The sequence below is a fragment of the Vibrio penaeicida genome (assembly GCF_002933855.1).
Taxonomy (GTDB): Bacteria; Pseudomonadota; Gammaproteobacteria; order Enterobacterales; family Vibrionaceae; genus Vibrio; species Vibrio penaeicida_A.
Map to the genome: position 1 here is coordinate 209,393 of NZ_BFAQ01000011.1, position 22,952 is coordinate 232,344.

At 42.3% G+C, this 22,952-nt stretch carries 17 protein-coding genes, 1 tRNA gene and 1 pseudogene; 14 read left to right on the forward strand and 5 right to left on the reverse strand.

Translation table 11 applies throughout. The features are described 5' to 3' along the window. The first annotated feature begins 24 nt into the window (after window positions 1-24). A complete protein-coding gene (locus tag VPNCDNU1_RS04465; protein WP_104399243.1) occupies window positions 25-993 on the forward strand; it encodes a lytic murein transglycosylase in 969 nt (322 codons plus the stop codon). A gap of 95 nt (window positions 994-1,088) precedes the next feature. On the opposite strand, the gene folD is transcribed toward VPNCDNU1_RS04465, so the two are convergent. After that, window positions 1,089-1,943 (reverse strand): bifunctional methylenetetrahydrofolate dehydrogenase/methenyltetrahydrofolate cyclohydrolase FolD, encoded by an 855-nt coding sequence (gene folD, locus VPNCDNU1_RS04470; RefSeq protein WP_104399244.1) that lies wholly within the window; start codon window positions 1,941-1,943, stop codon window positions 1,089-1,091. A gap of 200 nt (window positions 1,944-2,143) precedes the next feature. Between folD and VPNCDNU1_RS04475 the strand changes: the two genes are divergently transcribed. The 7 genes and pseudogenes from VPNCDNU1_RS04475 (at window position 2,144) to VPNCDNU1_RS04505 (ending at window position 8,330) form a co-directional block, all read left to right on the forward strand. Next, window positions 2,144-2,220: transfer RNA gene (locus tag VPNCDNU1_RS04475), tRNA-Arg, on the forward strand. Between the two features lie 1,496 nt (window positions 2,221-3,716). Next, entirely contained in the window at window positions 3,717-4,874 is a 1,158-nt protein-coding gene (locus VPNCDNU1_RS04480; RefSeq protein WP_104399245.1) for a hypothetical protein, read from the forward strand. 2 nt (window positions 4,875-4,876) lie between these two features. Then, complete coding sequence (locus VPNCDNU1_RS04485; protein WP_104399246.1) at window positions 4,877-6,535, forward strand: hypothetical protein; 1,659 nt, start codon at window positions 4,877-4,879, stop codon at window positions 6,533-6,535. Then, window positions 6,501-7,169 carry a hypothetical protein gene (locus tag VPNCDNU1_RS04490; RefSeq protein WP_104399247.1) on the forward strand — a complete coding sequence of 223 codons (669 nt, stop codon included), beginning with the start codon at window positions 6,501-6,503 and terminating at the stop codon, window positions 7,167-7,169. The genes VPNCDNU1_RS04485 and VPNCDNU1_RS04490 overlap by 35 nt, the downstream gene beginning before the upstream one ends. A 169-nt stretch (window positions 7,170-7,338) precedes the next feature. Then, window positions 7,339-7,533, forward strand: a pseudogene (locus VPNCDNU1_RS04495) (type I restriction endonuclease subunit R, EcoR124 family); the annotation flags it as partial. A gap of 53 nt (window positions 7,534-7,586) precedes the next feature. Then, window positions 7,587-7,787 (forward strand): DUF1016 N-terminal domain-containing protein, encoded by a 201-nt coding sequence (locus tag VPNCDNU1_RS04500; protein WP_104399248.1) that lies wholly within the window; start codon window positions 7,587-7,589, stop codon window positions 7,785-7,787. Window positions 7,788-7,835: 48 nt separating this feature from the next. Beyond that, window positions 7,836-8,330, forward strand: coding sequence for a DUF2867 domain-containing protein (locus VPNCDNU1_RS04505; RefSeq protein ID WP_104399249.1), 495 nt, complete (start codon window positions 7,836-7,838; stop codon window positions 8,328-8,330). Between the two features lie 58 nt (window positions 8,331-8,388). Here the strand turns inward: VPNCDNU1_RS04505 and VPNCDNU1_RS04510 are convergent, their stop codons facing one another. The 3 genes from VPNCDNU1_RS04510 to VPNCDNU1_RS04520 form a co-directional block, all read right to left on the reverse strand. Further along, window positions 8,389-10,884 (reverse strand): ATP-binding protein, encoded by a 2,496-nt coding sequence (locus tag VPNCDNU1_RS04510; protein WP_104399250.1) that lies wholly within the window; start codon window positions 10,882-10,884, stop codon window positions 8,389-8,391. A gap of 163 nt (window positions 10,885-11,047) precedes the next feature. Further along, window positions 11,048-12,769, reverse strand: a complete 1,722-nt coding sequence (locus VPNCDNU1_RS04515) for a methyl-accepting chemotaxis protein (protein ID WP_104399251.1) — start codon at window positions 12,767-12,769, stop codon at window positions 11,048-11,050. Window positions 12,770-12,914: 145 nt separating this feature from the next. Then, a complete protein-coding gene (locus VPNCDNU1_RS04520) occupies window positions 12,915-14,042 on the reverse strand; it encodes a GGDEF domain-containing protein (RefSeq protein WP_104399252.1) in 1,128 nt (375 codons plus the stop codon). A gap of 692 nt (window positions 14,043-14,734) precedes the next feature. On the opposite strand from VPNCDNU1_RS04520, the gene VPNCDNU1_RS04525 reads away from it, so the two are divergent. The 6 genes from VPNCDNU1_RS04525 (at window position 14,735) to VPNCDNU1_RS04550 (ending at window position 21,438) form a co-directional block, all read left to right on the forward strand. After that, window positions 14,735-15,463 carry a response regulator gene (locus VPNCDNU1_RS04525; protein ID WP_104399253.1) on the forward strand — a complete coding sequence of 243 codons (729 nt, stop codon included), beginning with the start codon at window positions 14,735-14,737 and terminating at the stop codon, window positions 15,461-15,463. 67 nt (window positions 15,464-15,530) lie between these two features. After that, on the forward strand, window positions 15,531-16,967 hold the full coding sequence (locus VPNCDNU1_RS04530) for an ATP-binding protein (protein WP_104399254.1): 1,437 nt from the start codon (window positions 15,531-15,533) through the stop codon (window positions 16,965-16,967). A 156-nt stretch (window positions 16,968-17,123) separates the two neighbouring features. After that, the gene (locus VPNCDNU1_RS04535) at window positions 17,124-18,371 is read left to right on the forward strand and encodes an ABC transporter substrate-binding protein (protein ID WP_104399255.1); all 1,248 of its coding nucleotides are present in this window, start codon (window positions 17,124-17,126) and stop codon (window positions 18,369-18,371) included. 175 nt (window positions 18,372-18,546) lie between these two features. Further along, complete coding sequence (locus VPNCDNU1_RS04540; protein WP_101113567.1) at window positions 18,547-19,470, forward strand: carbohydrate ABC transporter permease; 924 nt, start codon at window positions 18,547-18,549, stop codon at window positions 19,468-19,470. After that, window positions 19,467-20,324 carry a carbohydrate ABC transporter permease gene (locus tag VPNCDNU1_RS04545; RefSeq protein WP_101113568.1) on the forward strand — a complete coding sequence of 286 codons (858 nt, stop codon included), beginning with the start codon at window positions 19,467-19,469 and terminating at the stop codon, window positions 20,322-20,324. The genes VPNCDNU1_RS04540 and VPNCDNU1_RS04545 overlap by 4 nt, the downstream gene beginning before the upstream one ends. Before the next feature lie 4 nt (window positions 20,325-20,328). Next, entirely contained in the window at window positions 20,329-21,438 is a 1,110-nt protein-coding gene (locus VPNCDNU1_RS04550) for an ABC transporter ATP-binding protein (RefSeq protein WP_104399256.1), read from the forward strand. A 126-nt stretch (window positions 21,439-21,564) separates the two neighbouring features. Here the strand turns inward: VPNCDNU1_RS04550 and VPNCDNU1_RS04555 are convergent, their stop codons facing one another. Further along, the gene (locus VPNCDNU1_RS04555; protein ID WP_104399257.1) at window positions 21,565-22,608 is read right to left on the reverse strand and encodes a type III polyketide synthase; all 1,044 of its coding nucleotides are present in this window, start codon (window positions 22,606-22,608) and stop codon (window positions 21,565-21,567) included. Window positions 22,609-22,952 lie beyond the last annotated feature (344 nt).

Below are 22,952 nucleotides of genomic sequence, written 5' to 3' on the forward strand. Positions count from 1 at the left end.
CGCTAGCCGCTCAGGGAGAAAGGCTTGAAAAAACTACTCGTTGCTTTGTTAGGTTTGGGCTTGAGCCATGTGGCAATCGCCCAACCTGATTTTGATGAATATGTCACAGGGCTGAAAGCAGAGGCCTTAGAGAAAGGGATTTCTCAGTCGATTATTGATAAGGCATTTGAAAACGTCACCTATAAACCAAGAGCTGTAAAAGCAGACCGAAATCAACCAGAAAAAAAACTGACTTTGGATGAATACATACCCAGAGCAGTACCTAATTGGAAGGTGAAGCAAGCTAAAGCGCTTTACAACAAACATTACACTGAACTGAAGCGAATAGGGGATGAGTATGGTGTACAACCAAGATTCATCGTCGCGCTCTGGGGAGTGGAAAGTAATTTTGGAAAGCTGACAGGCGGTTATAGCGTGATAGATGCGCTCACTACCTTGTCTTTTGATGGTCGCCGCGAAGCCTTTTTCCGCAAAGAGACCATGGCAGCGCTCACTATTCTCGATCAAGGGCACATCCTCCCTCATAAAATGAAAGGCTCTTGGGCTGGGGCAATGGGGCAGTGCCAATTTATGCCTAGCTCCTTCCTAGCGTATGCCGCCGACGGCAACAATGATGGGAAGAAAGATATCTGGAATACTAAATCAGATGTGTTTGCTTCTACCGCCAACTATTTAAGCCAATCTGGGTGGGACGACAAGTACACTTGGGGTCGTCAGGTAACGGTACCCACAGGCTTTGATATGAACCTTGAGGGGCGTCAGAAAGCCAAAGCAAAAACATTGGCAGAGTGGAATAAGTTAGGGGTTACCCGTATCAACGGCAAAGCGCTTCCTCAGCCTAAAGAAGATATCGATGCATGGTTAATTATGCCCGATGACGAAAATGGTCGAGCCTATCTGATTTACAATAACTATCAGGTGTTAATGAAGTGGAATCGCTCATACTACTTTGGCATCGCGGTGAGCCATCTCGCGGATAAAATTGTACAGTAATAGTCTTTGAACCAACAAAAAAGCGAAGCATCAGTGCTTCGCTTTTTAGTAGGAATAAATCATTACTGATTCAATTCAATGACGACAGCTGAACGTTAGCTGTTGTACTGTTCGCACGCCAGCATCGTGTTTTCGATAAGGCTCGCAACGGTCATTGGACCAACACCGCCAGGTACTGGTGTAATAAAGCTCGCGTTTTCCTTAGCCACATCGTATTCAACATCGCCAACCAGTTTACCTGAATCTAAACGGTTGATACCGACATCAACAACAATCGCACCTTTCTTAATCCAAGCACCAGGAACAAAGTTTGGCTTGCCAACCGCAACCACAACCACATCTGCTTGGCGGACGTGGCTTTCTAAATCTTTCGTGAAGCGGTGACACGTCGTCGTTGTACAGCCTGCAAGCAACAACTCGAGCGTCATAGGGCGACCAACAATGTTCGATGCGCCCACAACAACGGCGTGCTTTCCACGCAACTCGATATTGTAGCGGTCTAATAAAGTAATGATGCCTTTCGGCGTACATGAACGAAGTTTAGGGATACGCTGAGACAAGCGACCCACATTGTAAGGGTGGAAGCCATCTACGTCTTTATTCGGTGTAATGCGCTCTAAAACCTTGGTGCTATCGATGCCTGCTGGAAGAGGAAGCTGAACGAGAATACCGTCGATTTCACCGTCTTGGTTTAATTCATCGACCAAAGCCAGTAATTCTTCTTCTGAAGTAGTAGCAGGAAGGTCAAAAGACTTAGAAACAAAGCCGACTTCTTCACACGCTTTACGCTTGCTGCCTACGTAAACTTGAGACGCTGGATCTTCACCAACTAAAACCACGGCAAGGCCTGGTGCGCGGAGCCCTGCATCAGTACGTGCTTTTACACGTGCTGCAACTTCTGAACGAACAGTTTGAGAAATGAGTTTGCCATCAATATTTTGAGCAGACATGTTATTCCTTGAGGTTATGGGGCTTAATTTTGGGCGTATTGTCGCAAAAAAATATGACAATATCTATTGCGCAAACGATTGCTAGTTAGGCTTTCGGTGCGTTTTTCTCCATTCCGGCTTTTTTTTGGTCATTCGAATCAGAATGTTAGATAAATTCGTTGACCTTGTTCAATCATCTCGTATAATCCTTTTCCTGTAGCGCGCCCTTAGCTCAGCTGGATAGAGCACGTCCCTTCTAAGGATGTGGTCGAAGGTTCGAATCCTTCAGGGCGTGCCATTATTCGACAAAAGCCCGCTAACTTTATGAGTTAGCGGGCTTTTAGTTTTTTATAGTGTCGTAGTGGTGCCGAAGAGTCAGTGAAAAACCACACCTCATCTAGCTATTTTTCCTTACATTTTACGAGTAATACCTAATTAAGTTAAGTAGCAGGATATTCACTGAAACGGTAAAGGGTTGAAATGGCATTTTCTTGTTCCTTATCTGGCAATCTACTTAAGAATATATTCTGTTAAAAAGAGCTTGCTTGCATATTTGAGCACAAGCAAATTCCCTTTCTTGCATCATTATTAATATCAATGCATAAGCCGTGCATTTAAAAACAACCGACTAAACACGGAATTAAGGCTATATCCAACTTTAACCCGAGGGTTAGTGAGTATGGTGGAAGGTCATTGTTTACGCGAAAATTGCTGAGGAATTAAAAGTGTCTAAGAGCACTGTCAAAGGCTATTTAAATAACTATAAGTTAAAATGATTTTTCCCCTTACTTGAAATGAAAAAGCCCCAATAATCAAAGTGGTAGTAAGCTGTTCTACTGCTTCGTAACCGTTCAATAATCTCCGTATAAGTTCAGCAAACACAATTATGGAGAAAGCATGGAAATTAATTGCCTCAAACCTCGGTTCGATTGAATCGAAAACGAGCTGCGAGTACCTTGGTCTATTTGAGAACACTCTGCCGTTTGGGCTTCTACTGCTCGTTATCACCTTCCTTTCGTAAAAATTGGACGTAAAGTTTTTACCGACTAATCAGATCTAGATACTTTTATTGAGTCTAACGCAGTTACGTATATGAAGTAGCTATGGCGTATTTAAACAAGAAAGATGGGTTCGAAAAGTAAACTGAGCTCCTTTTAGTTGGCAATCAACTTACCAGGGAGTGAATATTTGAGCTTACGTTTTTAGAAATTAATAGCGCAAGCAAGCACCTCTTTTATTAATGGTAATTAATCTGCTAGAAAGCACGGAGCTTATGTAAGCTTGTTAAATGAAGAAAATGTCGCAGTCGCTGAACGAGTCAAAAGTCATAAAGATGAGTTACTTGGGTATAGAGCAAGATTAGTATCAGTAATGAAGGCGCGTACTGAAATAGAGGTTCAATGGGAGCAATGCACTACAAGTGAAGATAAGACTTAATATGCATATATTCTACATAAGTTGGTGGATGCTGAAGAATCGACGATGGGTCGGGCTGAATCACTGTGTTCAACTTTTCCTAAGTTAAATCGAGATGAAAGCGCAGTAGAGAAAGACAAATTACAACGGCAATTGATCGAACAAACCATCGAGCTAAGACGTAAAAAGAGCGAGGAAGAGGACAAGGCTACGTATAATATTGATTGGTAGACTTTTATCCTAATAAAAAATCTAACCCTGATTTATCTTTCAACATGGTCTCTTTTAAACTTTTTATTTCACTTATGGTATTGCGTTCTATTTATAAAATAAATAGAATGCCCAGCATTGAATCGCATGATGTACTGTAAGGTGAAAATGACAATCGAACAAAGTGTAGAGAAAAACTTTGCAAATAAAAATATTCTAGCTGGAATCGTTGTTATACCTGCATTAGTTGGTTGCTCTGCGATGTCGGGTTTAAGTATCAATAAAGAAGCAAGTCAAGCACAAGCTGCAGAGTTAAAATCAAAGCAGAATTTAGTAGCCCAAACTCCATCTCCTTTGGTTAATCATCAAAGTTTATCTGAACAAGGTAAATCATCCGATAAAAATGCTGCCATACCACCATCTAAGCAAGAAGAAGGCAGAACGAAACAGCCTAAAACTCCTTCAGGAGCCTCTACAGAAAAGCAAAGTTCAGCAGAGAGCAAAACACAGGAAGATTCTTCTGAGCTTTCAGATATTAAAGCCGAGCCGAAAAAGAGCTCTAGTAGTCCGAGTGAAGAAAAAAACACAGGCAATGATCAAGCTACCCCGAAGAGCGATACAGATACTCAGATCAGTGAACCTCAAGGTCTAGCGCCAGAGAATACCAAGAGTTCTGAAAAACAGAAGCAAAACCCTGCACAAGCTATATTGGAAGCCTTAGAGTTCGCTCCAGACCCGTCGTTACCTTTAATACCGCAGGAAGACGTTGAGTTCCGTGCTCCAGAGAAATTCAAACACCCACTTCAGTATTCAAACAAGCTAACATTCATGTTAGGTGAAGATGAAAAAGGTAATTACCTATACGGAGAAGGAGCGATCACAGAGGGGGCATTCTCTAAGTTTCAGGCATATGTGAATCATTATAAAAAGCAGAATATAGAACTAAACAGACTGATGCTGCATAGCCCTGGTGGATTGATAAACGAAGGTATAAAAATTGGCAATTATATCCATGAGAACTCTTGGACGACCGACCTAGATAAATACATGAGGTGCTACTCGTCATGCGGTTTTATTTATGCATCGGGCGTTGAAAAAAGAATTCAGAAAGGCGCAGAGGTCGGTTTCCACCGTCCTTATATTCCTAATAAACCAGATACGATTGAATTTATACAAAGTGTCTATCAAGACTACCAGCCATATTGGAGCAAGGTAAAAGGCAACCCTGACCTTTACGACAAGTTCATGAAGAAATTTGGTAGAAATGATATGTATATCTTGACGGAACAAGATATTGAAAAATATATGAGTGTTGAGAGATATTAAGAATGACCATATCAACTTCTATAAAGCTTGGGATCCCAAGCTTTAACATTAATTGGCGAGATCAGATAGCTCTGCCATTGATCTTACTAGCACTAACGGTTCTGATCATTACGTTTAATGTTAAGGGTTACACAATCCTCTTTGACGACGATCCTCTATTCAATTCAAAAGGGATATCTCCTTTTGGTCTTCTGCTCGGCGTAACTGAACTAGCAGTGTTGCTATGGACATACATAGTGATCAGCAAATGGGATGATTCAGTTTTCTGGTTGAAATGGCTTGTTTTGCCGCTCGTTGTGATTTCTTTTGCCTTTCTTAGCTATACCGGTATCAACAGCTATTTAAGTGCGCTAGCAAACTCGGACTCCAAGAACATAAATAAGGCAGAGCTGTTGTACGCAAACTCTCAGGATCTCGTTCGTTCGAAGGAAAAAAGGTTAGATGCCATAGCTATTGAGTTAACGTCACTTCGAGCTGAGCAGGGGGAGCTAAGAGGAAATATCGAACGGAACAATGTATCGATCTCAGAACTAAGCAAACAAGCAAGTGAAAGAAGACAGACTGCGTTCAATTGTGCGGAAGTCGAAGATTGTGCCAATTCAGTTCAAAATTTCCAGATACAAATCGATATGCTGAAAGTTGAGAATGATGACTTTGTTCAAAAACGTAGGCAGAAAAATGTACGTATATCTGCGCTGGAGTCTCAGCAAGATAAGTTGGCTGAAGATATAGAAGTCGAAAAAGAGAAGCAAATCAATTGGAAGAACTCAACTGTTGACGATGCATCGACGGTAGATCTCAAGCGTAAGAGCTATGAAGCAACAATCTTAACAGTGACTAAGTTTTTTGGCTTTGAACCGTCAGACCCATTTGGATTCTTCGTTGGCTTCTTATCTGCGTTAATTTATCCAGTCTATTTTATGTTGAACCTCTTGTTGTCCCTTAATTCTGACGAAAACAAGGAAGAGAGAGCGAAACGACGAGAAGCTAAAAATACTAAGAAGAAAGTTAAGCAAAAGCGAGCATCTGTGCGTGAAGCGCTACTGAAAGAAATTCTCAAATACTTAAAGCTACGTTTATTAAGAAAGAAAAAATCATCGATAGCTTCTTTAAAGGAAAGGATTAAGCAGCATCATAATCGCAAGTCTGTCCGAGAAGAAACGTATAAGCGAATGATTAAATATATGCGTGTGTGGGCTCGAAGACGTAAGAAAACTAAAGAAATACAGGTTGAAACGATTAAAGAGATTAAAGTCGAGGAGCTCGTTGAAGTCGAAAAAATCGTAGAGGTTGAAGTAGAGAGAGAGGTTGAAGTACCTGTAGAGACAATCGTAGAAATCGAAAAAGAAGTTGAAATCGAAAAGATTGTTGAGGTTGAAAAAATCGTCGAGAAAGAAGTCCCGGTCGAGGTGGAAAAAATTGTTCAAGTTCCAACGGAAGTCGAAATTGAAGTTGAAAAGATAAAGATTAAAGAAGTTAAAGTTCCCTATTTTATAAATGACCCTCAGGTGATTGTTCACGAGCGTTTAGTCCCTGTACCTGAAGACGTTACGGCAGAAGAATTAGAGAGAATACTGAATGCGCAGCCTAGACTTAACACAGATGCACGTGATTCGGAGGAATCAAGTGCTTTCACAAGTGAAGAAGAAGGAAGAGAATAAGAACCTTCAGAAGCAGGAACAAGAACAAGCGTCTAAAAGGGAGCAAGAGCTTGCACAACAGCTGCAAGATAAACAGGCGAAAGAGCTTCAGTTGCAGGAAGAGTACGAACAAAAGTACGAACAGCAGAAAAGGGGTCTGGAAGTTGAGCGCCAGAAAATAGCCAATGAAATTGTTATTCATAAAGAGAAACTAGAGAAACAAACGCTAGAGAAAGAACTCAACAAGAATGAGAGCGATGAGCTTCTCAAAAAAGAGGAAGCTATTAGCCAAGCAAACCTAGTGAAACTTAACGAACAAAAAGCTCATGCAGAAGCAAAAGCAGCTAACTCCAAATTGAAGAGAGAGCGAGTTTGGGGGTGGTTGAAACTGGCTTTAGCGATCATATCGATTCTGTCTCTGATAGTTTCTTTACTTTTTGGCTTATACCGGTTGTACCGTTGGGTAACGGAGGAACCTTTGATTAAAACGGTTGAAAAGCAAGTCGAAGTTGAAAAAGAGGTAATCCCTGACGAATGTACACAGATTAGGCGTAACGGAAAAGTCTATATCAGTTGTGATGGAGTGAAAGTGGAAGGTGCTCCTACGATTGGCGACAGCGGTATCAATCAAGTTCCAGAGCTTATTACAGAATAGTGTGACTTTTACAAAGCGGGTGAGGCATTCCAATGCTGAGCCTGCTTTTTGTTTTTTGAGGTTTCAATTTCTAGTCATACACTTGTTCGCTAAGTATTAGGTTTATGAAACTACATCAGGATAAACCGATAACCCTCTGATATAATGCCGCCAATTCTTATGGGTACTTATCTTAGCAGACATCGACTTTGAGCTAGAGTTACTACAGCGTGATGAAGTTAACGTCAGCTATATTCGTCACTTACTAATGACACTATTCGAAGAGTCTTGTGATGAAGCGAAAGAGAAAAAGCGTCAAGTTATCGCTAACTTGCTGGCGACAGAGCCAACCTTATACAGTAAGCGTTCTTTCATTGAGGGTTTTCATTAACGGCTACCAAGCCGAAAACCCTCAAGCTTGAATGGCAATAAGAGGATTTGAGTTGGTCTCATTACAGCAAGCTTATTGTGATAGAAAATGAACAAGCGCGCCTTTGGTATTTAAAAGAAGCGTCCGAGAAAAGCTGGAGTGTTCGGGCACTAGAAAGGCAAATAGGGGTACTCTATTACGAACGCTTACTGGTCGTTCAAATAAAAAACAATGAAAAAAGATGCCACGAAACCTTAGTAATCTATTAATACCTCCAATGTTACTCTTTGCTCAATTTTGTATTTAGGGAAGAGTCCATGACATTTCAAACAAACGCTCAAATCCACCAGTTTATATCTGGCGCTTATTTCCACGATACGTTTACAACATACATTCAAAACCACAACCAATCCGCAATGGATGTGTACATAGAGTTGATGAGTAAATCCCCTCAATGGGTGAACGCGCTGATGGATCTGCGAAATCGAATTGTGGGGGTTTTTGGGTTAAAAAATTTGGGAAAGATGCGAGATCTCCAAAGTGATAAAAAGGCGGCTGACTATCGTGTGGGTGATCGAGTAGGTATCTTCACATTGCACTCCATTAATCAGCAAGAAGTCATTCTTGAAGACAACGACAAACACCTTAACGTCAAAGTCTCTTTCTATCTGGAAGAGCAGGGGGATAAAATCCAAGTCCACGCGACAACGGTTGTTCACGTTCACAATAATCTTGGCCGTGTATACATGTTGTTTGTTACGCCAGCCCATAAGTTCATTGTGCCGTCATCACTGAAAACGCTTACTTCTTAATTGCTGTTTGAATTTTGCACAAACTCCTGCGATTGAATCGTAGTGAAAGCGAAACCGCCTAGTCACTAACGCTCTCTTTCACGCCTTCAACGTATTTTTCCATCTTAGCGACGAAGACTGCTTTGGTGAATGGCTTGGGTAAGTAATCATCCATGCCAACATCAAAGCACCTTTGAATATCGTCTTCTAACACGCTCGCTGTTAACGCAATGATAGGGATCGGGTTTAAGCTATTTTGACTTTCGTGCATACGAATTTCTTTTGTTGCATCAAAACCGTCTTTCACTGGCATCATGCAATCCATCAAAACCGCTGCAAATTGGGTTGGATCAGCTTGGTAAGCATCGACGGCTTCTTGCCCGTTGTTCGCTATAAAAACTCTCAAACCCATTCTTTCCAAATTGATCTGAGCAACTTTTTGGTTTACTGCATTATCTTCAACCAACAGTATTTGAGGGGATTCGTTGGAATTGGTTTCCATTGAAAAATCATAAGAAGAAGTGGCATCGGGTATATGTTGATTCACGCTTTCTTTCAATACAGTAAGAAGTCGTAGGCCGAACAATGGGGCGGTTAAATAGCCATCGACTAAATGTTCAAAATTATAATGTTTTTGGTGATTATTTCTGATTAAAACAACGGGTAATTCTGGGTGTGTTAAGCGAATTTGCGACAGTAAAGCATGGGTAGGTTCTTCTTCCATCTGACGACAGAGCACAACACTACTTTCGGGCATATCTGGTTCGCCATTTTCCATATCATACGTTGAATATGACACACCAAAATGCTTCAGCTCGTCGCAAATAGCGGTGTCTTCCTCGATATTAATTAGATAGGCAGCAGGTAGGTTACTAATTGGTACTTGATGCCCCGGCTCGATAGGGCAGGTGATCTCAAACTTAAACTCGCAGCCTTTTCCTTTTTCGGATTCGAGCGTCAGTTTGCCTCCCATTAGTTCGACAATCTTGTCACTGATGGCTAACCCAAGACCAGTGCCACCAAACTCTTTCGATGTGTCTGAATTTTCTTGCTCGAAAGCCTGAAAGATCTTTTTCTGTTGGGAAACATCAATCCCAATACCAGTATCGATCACTTGGAACAGTAAAGTGGTGCTTCCAGAATCCATTGAGCGACTAGACAAGATAAGAGAAACAGAACCTTGTTTGGTGAATTTTATCGCGTTTGAAGCGAGATTCATCATGACCTGACGAAGTTTATGTTCGTCTAATTTGACATGCTCAGGAATGGATGTGGAAACATCGACGTTTAATTGAATACCCGACTGATGCGATTTAGGGGCAATGAGCGCTGCCGTATCGTAAATGACTTCTCTTACATTCGAGGTGTGAGGCGAAATCTGAAGTTTTCCAGATTCGATTTTAGACAAGTCCAAAACGTCATTGATGAGCATTAATAAAGTCTGCGATGAAGAGTCGATTGTTTTGAGGTAGTCTTTTTGAATGGCGGAAAGGCTTGTGCCTTTTAGGATTTCAGCCATGCCGATAATACCATTCAATGGTGTGCGAATTTCATGAGACATATTGGCTAGAAAGGAGCTCTTGGCTCGATTAGCTTTTTTTGCCTCTTTCACTGAATATTTTAGCTTCTTCTCTATTTTTGCTGCGTTTAAAACAAGTATAAGCAATGAAACAACCGAGACAGATAGCATTACGATAAATAACATTAAACGGTAGGAAGCAATACTTGCCTCAGACGAGCTGATGACGGTATCTACATGCTTACTCAATTCGAGAAAATTGGCTTCAATGGAGTGCGCGTTCTTACGAAGATCGCCATGTTGACCGAGCGTTTCATCTAGCCCTAAAACACGAAGGCTAAAGAGTAAGTCATGAATTTGCTCAGATACCTGTTCAAGTAAAGTAATGGAATAGACGTTCTGTTCGTTAGGTGACAAGTCATTCTTTAATGCTCTTAAGCTGTCGATTATGGCTTTTTTCTCAGAAACGTCCTTTTTATAAAGGCCTTTCAGGAGTTTGTTTTCGACTTGCAATAGGAAGGTTTGGTTAGCACCCATTTCAAGCACAAGATGTTCCGTTTCGGCAATAAGCTGTTTTACATTTTGAGGTGATTTGCCCAGCTCTAATCTGAGTTGCGCAAGATTGAGCAGTAACCTATCGACCAACCCAGAAGTCGGTTTATAGATATGCATATAAGTAATAGAAAGTGCATTGAACCCGTCTTTATATTGCCCTACGGAAGTGAGCGTTCTTTTTAGATCATCTCGAACATTAATGTCGACTTCGGCGCTTAAGAGATAAATTTCATTGAGCGCTTGAGATAATTCCGCGATCTCGGATTTAAACCGCTCGGTGTATTGTTCAGATTTCCTTGCGAGAAAATCTTTCTCATGTCGGCGCAGTTGAAGTAATGAAGTATGTGCTTTGGTAATGTCGTGGCGGATTGTGCCCAAGATGTCTTGCTGCGTATTGAAGTATCCATTAGCAAATACCCATATAAGAAATAAGGCAAAAATGGTCACAATTGAAAATGCGATCTGACCTTTAATTGAATTCGAGAGCACTTTTATGATCATGAGTATGCATCAGAAGTGAAATTATCTTCTTAACGTAGAAAGAGTTGAGCTTTTTTTAAAGGAAAACAACGAAGTAATTGATTGAAATGTGACCTTTACGTGACAAAAAAAAGATGCCTCTAAAAAAGGCATCTTTCTGATACAAATATTAGAAGTGCTGTGCTTACATATTTGCCAGTTCTTTCGCACGCTGATCGAGGTTAGAAGCGGAATGTTCGACTTGCTCTATGGAATGCGCCACCTTGTTAGTGAGATCGTTAATTTGCGTCAGGCTCTCATTAATCATATTGGACACTTTTGATTGCTCATCTGTCGACTGTGCGATCTCTGAGTTCAAACTAAATATTGTACCCGTAGTGTCTTTAATTTTAACGAAGACTTCACCGATTTTATCAATGCTCTCGTGAGCTGTACCCATTAAGGACGCGGCTTGGTTGATGGTGCCACCCATCGAGTTTGTTTTCTCTTGAAGGCTGGCAATGATTTCTTCGATTTCATTGGTCGAATCTTGAGTTCTTTGGGCCAACGAGCGAACTTCGTCTGCTACCACCGCAAATCCTCGTCCCTGTTCACCTGCACGTGCAGCTTCAATTGCGGCATTGAGTGCCAGTAAGTTGGTTTGTTCCGCGATGGATTTAATCACATCTAGCACGCCAGATACTTGAGCACTTTCTGAAATCAAGCCTTCCATCGCTTGCTGAGTATGACCAAACTCACTTTGAAGTGTCGTCATTGAATCCACAGCAAGTTGCATCGACGATTGACCTTCGCTTACGTTCTTATCGTTTTGAGATGCTTCATTTTCGGCTGTTACTGTTACTTCTGTTACTCGAGTCAAAGCGGTCGCCATTTCTTCTACCGCAACAAGGACTGAGTTCGTTTCTTGAGTTAGGGTATCGGAGTTTGTTCTGCTTTCAGACACCACGCCATGCGTTTCAGCGGCGAGATCTTGCACATGAGAAGAAATACGTGAAGAGGTTTCTTTCGTGTTATGCAAAGATTCCAACATGCTATTAATTTGTTTCGCAATCTCACCGATTTCACCTGTACCTACATTTTTAATTCTATGGTTTAAATTGCCACTAGACTCTATGGCACTGAGTTGTTCACTCAATGCTGTAACCGGTTTAGTCACAACGCGATTGACCAGAATGAAACCAATAATGGATACCACGAGCATCGCAGCCATTAAAGCGAGCGTAATGGTAACGGCACCCTGAAGCGAACCAAAGTCGTTTTGTAGATATCCAAATGTTCGAGCTTCTAATTCAGAGAAGAAACCATCGATTGGCTTCATGATTTTCGCTTTCTCTACATGGTATGTCTTACTATGAAGTAACTCGGCCGCTATCGATTGGTCGGGCTCACCCCTGACGGTGTACTGACCAGAATTAGGATCAAGGAAGATGCCCTTAACCGCATTCATTGCTTTTACTTCCAAGTTAACTAGGGCATCAGAGTTGTTCTGAGCTTCTTTTAACAGCGAAAATTCTTTGTCGGAGAATCCAAGATCTTTCATCCGCTGCTGAATAGAAATAGTTCTGCCGTCTGGTTTGGGTTTTTCACCATAATTAATGACCAAATCCCAGTAGATCTGATGATACTTTTCGGGCAGAGGCTTTTCACCATTACGAATAGCAAGTATGTCCATGTACATGCTTTCATAATCGGCATTGGCCGTTAGTGCATAGGTTCGAGCAAGTCTTGTTAGGTCATCCGAACTTTGTCTGAGCTCGTCAGCAACTTGATAAGAAGCATATCTCGTCTCGGATGTCTGTTTTAGCTTTCCTGCAGAGCTTAAAATATTAAACCCCAACAAAAAAGTGACGACAGATATGACCGATATAGCTCCGAAAACGTAAGCCATGATTGCTCTAGTTCTCATATAACTTCCCTCAACCTAATACAATTCCATTAAGTGTAGTTCAAGAATTTTGATTATTAGAAAAATCTAGAGGAAGTTTGTTTTCTAGCTCGAAACGAGATGTGCTAGGCAAAGGATTAGGTATGAACCAACGACACTTTTGGCATTATTTGGCGATTTCTGATGGTGAAGCGGTGGCGTTTTTATCGTTGTCTATAGGTGCGGTAACCACTTGGTTTCGACCCAGTAGTTTTGCGCGATATAAGGCTTCGTCTGCTCGCTTCAGTGTGTCTGCTACCGAGTCTTCTAACTGGAATTGAGAGACACCAAGGCTGATTGTGATTTCTAAAGACTGGCTGCTGCTGTAAAGAACTGCCATACGGATTTTTTCCGCAATGACTTTGGCATCATCCAATGCCACGGGAAGAACGATCAAAAATTCTTCTCCACCGTAGCGTCCAACACATGACCCTTTTGGTAAAAAGTCGGCTTCAAGCGTCCTCGCTAATTCGGAAAGGACGGCATCTCCCATAAGGTGTCCGTATGAGTCATTCAGCTTTTTGAAATGATCGACATCGCATAAGACTAAGCTAGCGTGCTCTGAGACTTCATTTACTTGTCTGGACTTTTCTAAAATCACTCGGTGGTTAAAGAGGTTTGTTAGGCTGTCACGCTCGGCCAAGTGTCTCAATTTTTCTGCGTAGCTATGGGCACGCATTGCTTCCATACGGTAACGGTATACATGACCCGACATCATTACCATCAGCAAAATCATAACCGCAAAGTAGGAGAATTGCTGGTCAAGAAAACGAGCATGATCAGAGGTATAGTGGATAACCAAATTAGGAAAATACGTTTCGATACTGAACAATATTGAAGGGAGGCACACCGCAAACATAATGAATGGCCACCGCAATAAAGACATCTCACGCAACACACTCTGGGTATATAACGCTGTGACTAAACAATATAACGCGGTAGGACCATATGAACCTGAGTTAGAAAACCAAGTTATTGGTATGATAAAAACCATTAAGCAGGCAGCAAATAAAATTGCTACTACTCGATAATGATTTTTGAATCGAGAGTAATACCACATGATTCCCATTAATCCAGCAGCAAAGTAAAGGATGAATGAAAAATGAATGGGTGTGATGTTGGCAACGGTATTAAATACACCAACAATGACTAAAAATATTGATGTTAGTAAAAGAAATACGTGGTGAACTCGATTGAATACATCTTCACTTTCGCCAGATATCCAACGCGCTACTTGGTTTAATTTTTTCAGCATATTATTCAACAGATTGACTTTCCTGAAATTAACCAATTCGTGTAATACCGACTTAAACCAGTCACCATTGATTGATGATCTTAGCTTGCGGGCTGTGACACGCCGAAACGCGAATACGTTCAGATTCTAACAAATAATTTATAAAGACCTCAATATATTGAGCACTTTATCGCATAATCTATTAAACCTTAGCCATATAAATGAGATCTGTGTCATACAAATATCTTATCGAAATTTTGAATTATAAATTTCTACATTTGCTTGAAATATTTGTAATTTCAACTGCCTGTATAGCATGATTAAAATCTAATCAACAGAGGAATATTATTAAATAAAAGCCATAATTTATTCAATGTGGTTGTATTTTGAGCCCTAGAATAAATGGCTGGTTTGGGTATTTTGAATGAACTAATTGAATGTTTGGTGTGGCTTATAAATAAGAAATCGAAGCTAGATGCTTGAATTCTATTCACTTAGTGTCTTTCTTCTTTTCAATTTTTTTGAGCGTACGAGTTCATATTAAGTTTATATAGGCTGATAACGAGCTCAAACTTTGTTGATAAAAATACCAAAGCCTAATTTATCCAAGCTAAAATCATTTTATCTTTGAAAGTGTTGGATTATATCCAAGGATCTTGAGATCACTTGGGTATCCTCCTTAGTAAGGCACTAACGTGTTAAAGGCAAAAGATATGCAGACAAAAACTCATATTCTGGTTGTGGATGACGACAGTGAAATCCGGGAGTTGCTGGAAGAGTATTTGTCTAAGGCTGGATTTCAGGTATCAAGTGTAGAAGATGGAGTAGCCTTAGCTGAGTTTTTACAGCAGCAAGGGTATCCGGATTTAATCTTGTTGGACGTAATGCTTCCTGGTGACGATGGATTTACTCTGTGTCAGAAAGTTCGAAAGCAATCAAATGTACCTATTATCATGCTGACAGCAGTATCCGATGAAACGGATCAGATCATTGGTTTGGAAATCGGCGCGGATGACTATATTGCGAAGCCGTTTAGCCCTCGTCAGTTAATGGCGCGAATCAAAGCGTTGTTAAGGCGAATGCATGTTCAAGAAGACGAAGCCAGTGCGTTACCGTCATTATCTCGGAGTATCGTATTTGGCGATTGGCGGTTAGATACACTCTCGCATCGTGCTACGCATTCTGAAACGGATGAGGTCATTGAATTTTCGGGCAGTGACTTTGCTTTACTGATGCTGTTTTTGTCTCATCCGAACGAAATTTTGGATCGCGATACTATTTCTATTGCGACACGGGGTAGGGAAGCACTGCCCATGGAACGTGGTATTGATGTGCAGTTAAGTCGATTGCGCCATCGCCTTGGTGATAAAGGAAATAAATACATCAAAACTATGCGTGGAAATGGCTATATGTTTACTGCTCCTGTTATTTACGAGCGATAGCTGTGTTAGATACTAATGCTGTTATAAACAAAAACGCGGTGACCGATAGAAACAGGAATCACGTTTTATGAAGCTGAAATGGCCGAATTCCCTCGTTGCTCGAACTTTGCTGTTAACGTTGTTGGCGGTTGTGGTTGCCCAAGGCATTGCAACGTCTATTTGGTACTCGCAGTCAAAGCAACGTGAATATGAAGGTATACGCTCGGCATCTGAAAGTATGGCGAATATGTTTGCCTCAACGGTCACGTTTTTTCAGTCACTTCCCAGAGAGTACCGCCATATCGTTTTAGATCAGATTCGGAATATGGGGGGGACACGATTTTTCGTTTCATTTAATGAAGAGCAGCTCTCTATTGATCCGGTGGCAGAATCTCGTTTAAAACGAATTTCAGTTGATGCCGTTGAACAAGTGCTTGATAACAAGCTTCGAAAAGTACATCAAATTGATGTGGAGTTTTCACGCCCAGATACGTTGCGAATTTTAAAAAATGATATTCGCCTTAGCGACTTACCTCGCTCTTGGGCACACCACACCTTAACGCTTGAACCACTGAACCCGCCTATTTTGGTGGTGCAAATAGAGCTGGATACCAATCAATGGCTTTATATTGCCGCGTTACTTCCTGCCCCATACATCAGCTTAGATGACACCATTATTGGCAGCGATCAGGTGCTGTTTCTGGTTTTCTCAACCACATTGCTATTACTGCTAACCTATTTATTGGTTCGTCGTCAGGTTCGCCCATTAAAAAGGCTGGCAAAAGCAGCGAACGATATGAGTATCGATGTAGAGCAGTCTCCACTGGTGGAAGAGGGCGCCAGTGAGTTGGTAACAGCAACTCGTGCGTTCAATCGTATGCAGTCTCGGATAAACCGTTATATCACCGATAGAGAGCATTTATTTTCCGCCATTTCACATGATTTAAAAACACCCATCACGCGGCTAAGAATCCGCGCAGAGTTGCTGGAAAATGATCAAAAGCGATTTAAGTTTAACCGTGATCTCGATGAACTGGAGATGATGGTCAAAGGGGCACTTCAGTGTGTAAGAGAGACCGATTTGCATGAGAACAATGCCCAAGTGGATCTTGAAGACATGTTGGCATCGATTGCAGAGAGTCATAATCAGGAAAGCACCAAAGTTTTCTTACCAGACACGCCTATTTTGCCTATTTGGGGTAAACCACTTGCGATGAAACGGGTGCTCACCAATCTCATCGATAACGGGGTTAAATACGGGCATCGCGTACATGTTTATGTTTATGACCACGAGGATCGATTAGAGCTTATTATTCTAGATGAAGGGCAAGGCATTCCTGAAAGCAAGCTGGATATGGTATTTGAGCCATATTATCGCCTAGCCAATGACAAAGATGGACACGGCTTAGGGCTAGGGATTAGCCGAAATATCCTCCATGCACATGGTGGAGATCTCATTATTTACAATTCTCTCAAAGGCGGTCTGGAGGCAAAAGTCCTTATCCCACATGACCCTGAGCTCTAATGTAACATCTTCGTTACATTGGGCTTACCCTTTGTTTCAATCTTCTGTTTTTTCCATGTTTAGACTTAGGGCAAATGAGGAAATGCTCGGTAGTATCCTTTTCCCCGTTTTTGCTTAATCCAAGGCTTCAAGGCCAAAATAACATGGACGATAACAATGAAAATGAATAAAACTCTGATTACCCTATCATTGCTAGCTGCTACACCGTACACACAAGCTGGCGAAGTAGAAGTGCTTCATTGGTGGACCTCTGGTGGTGAAGCAAAATCCGCTGCTGTACTGAAAAGTAAGGTCGAGGAGCAAGGTCACTCTTGGAAAGACTTTGCTGTTGCTGGTGGCGGCGGTGAAAGTGCCATGACAGTCTTAAAGACTCGTGCGGTATCAGGTAATCCTCCTTCAGCCGCTCAAATCAAAGGACACGACATTCAAGAGTGGGGTGACCTTGGGTTTCTAACCAGCTTAGATGACGTGGCAAAAGCGGAAAAATGGGAAAGTAATCTTCCAGAAGTTGTAACAAAAGTCATGAAGCATGAAGGTCGCTTTGTTGCCGTCCCTGTTAACGTTCACCGAGTAAACTGGTTGTGGGCAAACCCAGAAGTATTAAAAGCGGCAGGTGTTTCTGTTCCTAAAACCTTGGATGAGTTTTTTGCTTCCGCAGAAAAAATCAAAGCTGCAGGCTACATTCCACTTGCTCACGGTGGTCAACCTTGGCAAGACGCGACAGTATTTGAAGCCGTAGCCCTTGATGTACTTGGCAGCGCAGACTACAACAAAGCGTTTGTTGATCTAGACATGGATGTGCTTCAAGGCTCAAAAATGGTTGAGGTGTTCGAGAAGTTCCACAAGATTCGCGATTACATCGACAGCAACTCCCCAGGCCGAGATTGGAACGTAGCGACATCAATGGTCATTAATGGTGACGCGGCTATGCAAATCATGGGTGACTGGGCAAAAGGTGAATTTGCTGCGGCAGGTAAAATGCCGGGTAAAGATTACATTTGTGCGCCAGCACCGGGTACAGATGGTCAGTTTACGTTCAATATCGACAGTTTCGCCTTCTTTAAGCTGAAAAATTCAGACAATGAAAAAGCGCAAAAAGCACTGGCGAAAACCATTCTTACTAAAGACTTCCAAGAAGTATTTAACCTCAACAAAGGCTCAATCCCTGTTCGCTTGGATATGGACATGACCAAATTCGACTCTTGTGCTCTGGATTCAATGGCAACATTTAAAACCAGTGCAGACAGCGGCGATTTAGTGCCAAGTATGGCGCATGGCTTGTCTACCACCAGTTACGTTCAAGGTGCCATCTACGACGTCGTCACTAACTTCTTTAACGACCCATCAGCAAAAGCAGATGATGCAGTCAAGAAGTTGGCAAAAGCCGTAAAAGCGGCCATCTAAGATCGACTCAACACCAGTAGCCTTTCGACCCACAACTTCGGATATCTGCTGGTTTTGACATCGGGTTCTCCCCGAAAAGAACACCCCCTGAGAGTCGTGCTCAAGATGAGTTCGCACTTTCCTCATGTACCGCCGCTTGCGGCGGTTCTGAGGGGCCTTCTAACAAGGATAAGTTATGGAGCATGTTTTGACAGTGCCTAAAACTAAATCGGCGCCGAAGCGCAGCTTTGCCGATAAATTACAAAACTGGCTGCCAAAAATTGTTCTGGCTCCGACTATGCTCGTCACCGTGGTGTGCATATACGGCTACATTTTTTGGACTGCAGCCTTATCTCTAACCAATTCCCGCTTTTTGCCTAGCTTCAACTTTGCTGGTTTTGCTCAATATGAAAAATTAATGGAGAACGACCGTTGGGTTACCTCGATAACGAATCTAGGTATCTTTGGTTTGCTTTTTATGTTTATCGCCATTGTCTTGGGTGTAGGGCTCGCTATTTTGCTTGACCAAAACATCCGTCAAGAAGGCGCAATACGTACCATCTACCTTTACCCGATGGCGCTTTCGTTCATCGTTACAGGTACCGCATGGAAATGGATTTTGAACCCAGGATTAGGCATCGAAAAAATGGTGCGAGACTGGGGCTTCACCGACTTCGAGTTCAATTGGTTAGTAAATTCTGAAATGTCGATTTATACCTTGGTGATTGCTGCTGTATGGCAATCGTCTGGATTTGTTATGGCGATGTTTTTAGCCGGTCTTCGTGGTATCGATTCATCGATAATAAAAGCCGCACAAATAGATGGTGCGAGCTTACCAAGCATTTATTTAAAGATCATTTTGCCATGCTTGAGACCAGTGTTTTTCAGTGCCGTTATCATTACATCCCACATTGCGATCAAGAGTTTTGATTTGGTCACTGCATTAACTGCAGGCGGACCGGGTTACTCGTCTGATTTACCAGCACTGTTTATGTATGCGCATTCATTTACCCGTGGCCAAATTGGTTTGGGGGCAGCCAGTGCAATGATGATGCTAGCAGGTATTTTGGCCATTCTAGTGCCTTATCTTTACTCTGAGTTAAGGGAGAAAAAGTCATGAGTAAGCCATTCAACTTAAGCCGAGCATTCTTATACGCTGCTTTGCTGTTTTTCTGCTTGGTGTACCTCATGCCACTGTTTGTCATGGTGATCACCTCGTTTAAAACCCTGCCAGATATCAAAGCAGGTAACCTAATGTCTCTGCCACAAGAGTGGGTGTTTGATGCGTGGGGTAAAGCTTGGTCTTCAGCGTGTACAGGCGTGGCATGTGAAGGGGTAAGAGGTTATTTCTGGAACTCATTCCAAATGGTGATTCCAGCAGTTGCGATTTCTACGTTACTCGGTGCTTTCAATGGGTATGTAGTGAGTAAATGGAAATTCAGAGGCTCTAACCTATTTTTCAGCTTAATGCTATTTGGGTGTTTTATTCCATTTCAGGTCATCTTACTTCCAATGGCCGCTACGTTAGGCAAGCTTGGGCTCGCCAATACAACCACGGGTCTTGTGATCGTTCACGTTATCTACGGATTGGCGTTCACCACTCTATTCTTCCGAAACTTTTATATCGGTGTACCGGATGAGTTGGTGAAAGCGGCGAAACTTGATGGCGCTGGGTTTTTCACCATCTTCTTCAAAATTCTGCTGCCTTTATCACTTCCCATCATCATGGTCACCGTGATTTGGCAGTTCACTGCAATTTGGAATGATTTCTTATTTGGTGTTGTTTACTCCGGTTCGGATACTCAGCCCATAACCGTTGCCCTAAACAACTTGGTTAATACCAGTACAGGGGTGAAAGAATACAACGTAGATATGGCAGCCGCCATTATCGCCGCACTGCCGACACTGATTGTGTATGTATTGGCAGGTAAATACTTCGTACGTGGTCTCACCGCCGGATCAGTAAAAGGATAAACGCATGGCAACATTACAGTTAAACAAGATCCGCAAGACCTATCAAAATGCGGAGCAAGAAACACTAAAAGGCATAAACATCAGCATCGACTCTGGCGAGTTTCTGATTTTAGTCGGACCTTCTGGCTGTGGTAAATCCACCCTAATGAATACCATCGCGGGGCTTGAAGATATTACGTCGGGTGAAATTGTTATCGATGGTACGGATGTCGCGCAAGTAGAGCCGAAAGATCGTGATATCGCGATGGTGTTCCAATCCTATGCGTTATACCCAAACATGACAGTGAGAGGGAATATCGCTTTTGGATTAAAAATCCGCAAAATGCCAACGGACGAAATCGAAGCTGAGGTAAATCGAGTTGCCGAAATGCTGCAAATTGATCACCTGCTTGATCGCAAACCATCGCAGTTGTCTGGTGGCCAGCGCCAGCGTGTAGCCATGGGACGCGCCTTGGCTCGTAAGCCCAAACTGTATTTGTTTGATGAGCCACTATCGAACCTAGATGCTAAGTTACGTGTTGAAATGCGTACTCAGATTAAACGCTTACATCAGCAGCTAAACACCACCATTGTGTATGTGACTCACGATCAGATTGAGGCCATGACATTGGCGGATAGAATCGCCGTGATGAAGGATGGAGAGCTCCAGCAACTAGGCACACCCAAAGAGATCTACAACAAACCCAACAATATGTTTGTGGCAGGTTTCATGGGGTCGCCTTCGATGAACTTTATCCGCGGTAAGGTGGATTTGAATGAAGTTGATCACCCAGTGCTAAAAGTCACCGATGGTGAAGGCAAAATTCATGATATTCGCTTACCGGAATCGCTACGAACTCGTGATGGGCAAGAAGTCGTGATTGGCTTGCGACCAGAAAACATCACTGAACAGGTTGAGCTAGGAAGCGTTGCTAGTGAACTGCCTCTGAAGATAGAAGTACTTGAACCAACAGGTCCAGACACCATAGCTATGGTGAAAGTGAACAATCAAGAAGTGGCTTGCCGATTATCTCCCGAGTTTGATGTGAAGGTGGGGGAAGTAACGAACTTGTACTTTGACCTTTCTAAAGCCGTGTTCTTTGATGCGAAAACAGAGATTCGTATTGAACAATAGGTACAAGTCTTACCTTACAAGGGTTTGAAGCCTTAGCGTTTAGGCTTCATTTTATCTGTGACAACCAAAAGGCCGAGGGACCTTTTGTTGTTTTTGCGCCTTAACTCTGGTTAAGGCGCTTTTTTTTTACTGCCAAGTACCCAATGCCATTTCAGTGGTGAAGCCGGGTCCAAATGCCGCCATCACGCCTTGCTCTCCTGCTTTTCGATGTTCAAAACTTCTTCTGAGAACATCGATAACAGCGGCGCTAGAGGTATTGCCAGTTTCGCGCAAGCATGCTCTAGAATGATCGAGTGCATCGGATGTTAGATCCAACGTACGCTCTACTTCATCTTGAATTCTTCGACCTCCGGTATGGAATAGATAGAAATCCAGATCTTTGGATCGCTTATCCTGTCGAGACTGAACAAACTGATCAATGACCGGAGCGACGCGTTCAATGGAATACATCACTTCTTTATCTAATGAGAATTTGAAACCTCTCGGTGTCATATCGTAGCGAATAAACGCTTCACTTTCCTGGAGAAAATGGCTGGCAGAATGCGTGAGTTTCATTCCGTTGGTTTGATCGTCTCCACGCATAACTACCGCTGCACATGCATCGCCAAACAGTGAATTGGTCACAAAGTCTTGAATACGGTTCGCGTATTTATCAAAACATAGCGATGAAGTTTCCAGTGTCACAATCAGTGCGTTGTTGTTCGGTGACTGTTGGCAGTGGTCAAATGCTCGATTCACGGCCGCTGCACCTGCTACACATCCCATCTGAGCCATTGGCAACTGAATGGTCGAATTGTTGAGATTAAGTGCATTGATCAAATGAGCTGTGAGCGAAGGCATCATAAAACCAGTGCATGAGGTCACAATGACCATGGTGATATCTTTGATTTGAAGATCCGCATTCTTGATCGCTTGAAGCGCAGCTTGTTCAGACATAAACCGAGCCTGTTCATCGTAAATAGCGCTTCGTTCATCAAAGTTTTCTAGCGAGACGACTTTATCGAGTGGGACAATAAGATGACGTTTATCAATACTTGAATTTCTGACCATATCAAACGCTTTTTCTGCGTGAGGTTGGTCGCTGTGCAGCGTGCGAAGGCATTCAATAATTTCGTCTTGAGTCACCACGTACTCGGGGAAATAGACGGAAGGCTTACTTAAAACACTCATGACGTTTCTCCTGTTATTGTTTTCTGAATGATCATTTAGATACCCATGATTTATAAAAACAACAACAGTTGCACCATTATATGAATCTGGTTCCGCATCAAAATGAGAGTTGTGGAACAAAACGTCAAGCAGTGCACCAATGTTTCACTTTCCACCCATCTGCTTATTTTCAATGGGTGGATTTCCGCCTAAACAGATTTCGATTTCTCAGGTGCCTATAGAGGCAGTTCACTCACAACCTTTATGGTTAAAGGGTTGTTAATAAAATGTATCAAGTTGGTCTGGGTTTTGCTCTTTGTCGAGTACATGGTCTTCAGTGATGACGACTAAGTGTTAAACAAGGA